Origin of the sequence: Streptomyces sp. SID3212, from assembly GCF_009865405.1 — a bacterium.
In the GTDB taxonomy this organism is placed as follows: Bacteria; Actinomycetota; Actinomycetes; order Streptomycetales; family Streptomycetaceae; genus Streptomyces.
The window spans coordinates 1-486 of the sequence record NZ_WWJY01000710.1 but is presented as its reverse complement, the minus strand read 5'-3'; the positions used below and the strand labels follow the sequence as shown (position 1 = coordinate 486).

The window sequence follows — 486 nt, the reverse complement described above, 5'->3', positions numbered from 1 at the left end:
GCACGGGACACCGCGACCCACCGCGCCGACAAGCCGGTGGCGGACGGAACGGTCGGCGCCCGGACCGTGGGCGCGGCGGCCTGCGCCGCCCTGATCCTGTGCGTCCCGCTGTCCCTGGCGTACGGGGTGCTCGCCGGGGCGGTCCACCTGGCCGGGGTGGGCGCGGCCTGGGCGTACAACCTCCGCCTCAAGCGGACCGTCCTGTCGTGGCTGCCGTACGCGGTCGGGTTCGCCTCCCTGCCCGCCTTCGTGACACTCGGTCTGCCGGGCACCCCGGCGCCCGCCTGGTGGATCGTGACCGCGTCCGCGCTGGTGGGCGTCGGCGCGCACCTGGCCAACGTCCTGCCGGACATCGACGACGACCTGGCCATGGGCGTACGGGGCTGGCCGCAGCGGCTCGGCCCTCTGGGGGTACGGCTGCTCCTGCCCGCCCCGCTGGTGGCGGCCACGGTCCTGCTGGCGGCCGGCCGGCCGGGACCGGTCGGC

At 77.6% G+C, this 486-nt stretch carries 1 protein-coding gene; it reads left to right on the top strand.

Going from position 1 to position 486, the window contains the following annotated elements:
• The coding region (locus tag GT042_RS21170) for a UbiA family prenyltransferase (protein WP_161310298.1) at positions 1-486 on the top strand (486 nt) is incomplete at both ends.